At 63.0% G+C, this 3176-nt stretch carries 1 protein-coding gene; it reads right to left on the bottom strand.

Going from position 1 to position 3176, the window contains the following annotated elements:
* Window positions 1-3176, bottom strand: a 3176-nt coding sequence (locus DEO48_RS06885; RefSeq protein ID WP_146198249.1) for an Ig-like domain-containing protein, incomplete at both ends; no start/stop codon positions are given.

Genomic DNA, 3176 nt, shown 5'->3' on the forward strand with positions numbered 1-3176 from the left:
GAGCAAGGCTAAGATTGCCCGGGGCGGTTGGATCCTGGGTATCCACCGTCACGCTCAGCGGGGCTGAAGTTCCTGAAGCGTTACCCGCCGCATCGGTAGCGGAGACAGTGAAGGTATGCGAGCCGTCTGAGAGCGTTGTGCCTGCGGTCCAGCTCCAGCTGCCGTCCGGCTGTATCGTGACTGGCACACCTGACGGGATACCGTCGACGGAGACGATAACGGTGGTGCCGGGTTCGCTTGTCCCGGTAAGGGTCGGCGCGCCGTCGCGGGTGTAGAGCACGTTGTTGGTGAACTGGCTGTCTGAGACGGCATTAATCTGCGGTATCCCAGGCGCAACGGTATCGAGGGTGACGGTAAAGACCGAACTCGGCGCGCTAAGGTTGCCAGCCGCATCCACACCCGCAACGGTGATATTCAGCGGACCGTCCGTTTGCGTTGGAAGCGTCAGGCTCCATTCCCCGTTACCCACCACGACACGGCCCACTTCGACGCCGTTGTTGTAGACGATCACCGTCTCACCGTTGACGCCGGTTCCGCCCACTGTCGGTGTGGTATCCGTGATGTAGCCACCGTTCGGCTCACCGCCCACTGCACTAATCACCGGCGTATCCGGCGCTAGGGTGTCCACGATGATCGTAATCGCTGTAGACGGGTCAGAGACGTTGCCCGCCTCATCGGTGGCGGTGGCGGTATAGACGTGGCTGCCCTCTCCAATATTACTGTCAGGACGCCAGCTCCAGTTGCCGCTGCTGTCTACCGTTACGGTGCCCACGACGGTCGGTGTGCCGTTAACGGTATCAGTGATGTTGATGACGTCGTTCGGCGTGCCGGTGCCGCTCAGGACCGGGCGCGGATCGTTGGTGGTTCCGCCATCGGGAACGGGGCCGGTGATTTGTGTAACGCTGTCGGTGACGGTCGGTGCCGCAGGCGTAGCCGGCGCTTCGGTATCAATGGTGATGGTTACCGGCTGCGACGGGGCGCTTTCGTTGCCCGTGCCGTCCACGTTGGTAACGGTCAGGGTAATGTCATAGGTGCCGCCAGGCAGCGGGGTTGATGGCGTCCAGGTCCAGTTGCCGGTGTTGTCCACGACGGCGTCGCCGATTTTGACGCCGTTGTTGTAGATCGTCACGGTATCGCCCGCCGTGCCGGTACCGCTCAGGGTCGGCGTGGTGTCGCGGGTGGTTTCGCCCGGGTTCAACGGTGTTTCTGTTCCGTCAGGATTGACGGTGATTGCCGGGATGTCCGGCGTGGCAGGCGCGACGGTATCTACCGTCAACACAAACGGGCTGGAGACAGTGGTATTGCCGGCGGCATCCGTGGCGTGAACCGTCAGCGAATGCGGGCCGTCGGTGAGCGGGGTAACGGGCGTAAAGCTCCAGCCGCCGTTGCCGTCAAGGGTGGCGGTGCCGAGCAGGGTTGCGCCGTCATAGACGGTGATCACCGCATCAGCCGGGGCGGTGCCCTGCAGCAGCGGCGTGGTGTCATCCGTGGTATCGCCGCTGCTAAGCGTGCCCTGAACGCCGCCGACGTCATCGGTTACGGTGGCGATGGTGGCTGCCGCTGGCGGTGTGGTATCGATGGTCAGGGTGAAGCCACCTGACGGCTGGCTGGTATTACCCGCGCCATCGGTGGTGACAGCGGTAAAGGTATAGGTGCCGTTAACAAGCGGTGTGGTTGGGGTATAGGTCCACGTGCCGCTGCTGTCGATCACAATCGTTGCGACATCGACGCCGTCCTGGCGAATGGTGACGGTTGAGCCCGGCTCCGCGGTGCCGTTGAGCGTTGGCGTAGTGTCGTTGGTACTGTCGCCAGAAGTGAGCGCGCCGAGGCGCTCCGGCACATCGTCCAGCGCCTGGGTAATGACCGGGGCGGCAGGCGCGACGCTGTCAATCGTCAGAGTCCAGGTGTTGGAGACGGGGCTGGTGTTGCCCGCCGCGTCAGTTGCGACGGCGGTCAGGGTATGTGGACCTTCAGCGATCGGGGTGTCTGGGGTAAAGATCCACACGCCAAGGCCATTGGCGACGGTCGTACCAATAGCTACACCGTCCACGCGGAGGGTGACCGTCGCGTTTGGTTCGGCGGTACCGCTGAGCGTCGGGGTGGCATCGTTGGTGGTCTCATTAATATCGAGCGAGCCGGTACGCCCGGGAACATCGTCCACGACTTGTGAAATCACCGGGGCGCCAGGCGCCGTCCCGTCGACGTTGATTGTCCACGAGTCTGATAACCCGCTCGGGTTACCGGCGGGATCCGTCGCCGTTGCCGTCAGCACGTACGTGCCATCGGTCAGCGGTGAGGGCGGCGTAAAGCTCCACAGGCCAGAGGAGGAAACAACCACCGTACCGAGGACATCGCTGCCGTTATAAATCGTGATGGTCGAGCCCGCTTCGCCCGTTCCGTTCACGGTCGGGGCCCGGTCGTTGGTGAGGCCGTTCTGGCCCACGGGACCGGTGGTGGCCTGCACGTCATCAATCACCGACACAATAACTGGCGTCTGCGGTGGGGTAATATCCGGTGCCGCCGCGGAGGTGGTTGGACTGGTGTTGCCGGCCGTGTCGGTAGCGTCAGCGGTCAGGATTTCACTGTTAACTTTTGGTGGGGTCAGCGTCAGGCTGAAGTTACCCTGACTGTCGGCAACAGCTGTGCCAAGGATGACGTTGCCTTCACGAATGGTCACCGTGCTGCCAGCTTCTGCGATGCCGCTGATGGTGCCGCCATCATTCGACACCACGAGATTACCCGGAGCAAGCGGTGGCGTGGTGTCAACTACCAGTGCGAACGGGCTGGAGATACTGGTATTGCCTGCGGCATCCGTGGCGTGAACCGTCAGCGAATGCAGGCCGTCGGTGAGTGGAGTCGTTGGCGTAAAGCTCCAGCCGCCGCTGCCGTCAAGGGTGGCGGTGCCGAGCAGGGTTACGCCGTCATAAACGGTGATTACCGCATCAGCCGGAGCGGTGCCCTGCAGCAGCGGTTTGGTGTCATCCGTGGTATCGCCGCTGCTAAGCGGACCCTGAACGCCGCCGACATCATCGGTCACGGTAGCGATAGTCGCTGCCGGTGGCGGAGTAATATCGACGGTCAAGGTGAAGCCCTCCGACGGAAGGCTGGTGTTACCCGCCGTATCGGTAGCAACGGCGGTAAAAGTGTGAGTGCCCTCGACAAGCGGCGTGGGGGGG

The sequence above is a fragment of the Enterobacter sp. CGMCC 5087 genome (assembly GCF_003144775.1).
GTDB lineage: Bacteria > Pseudomonadota > Gammaproteobacteria > Enterobacterales > Enterobacteriaceae > Enterobacter > Enterobacter cloacae_M.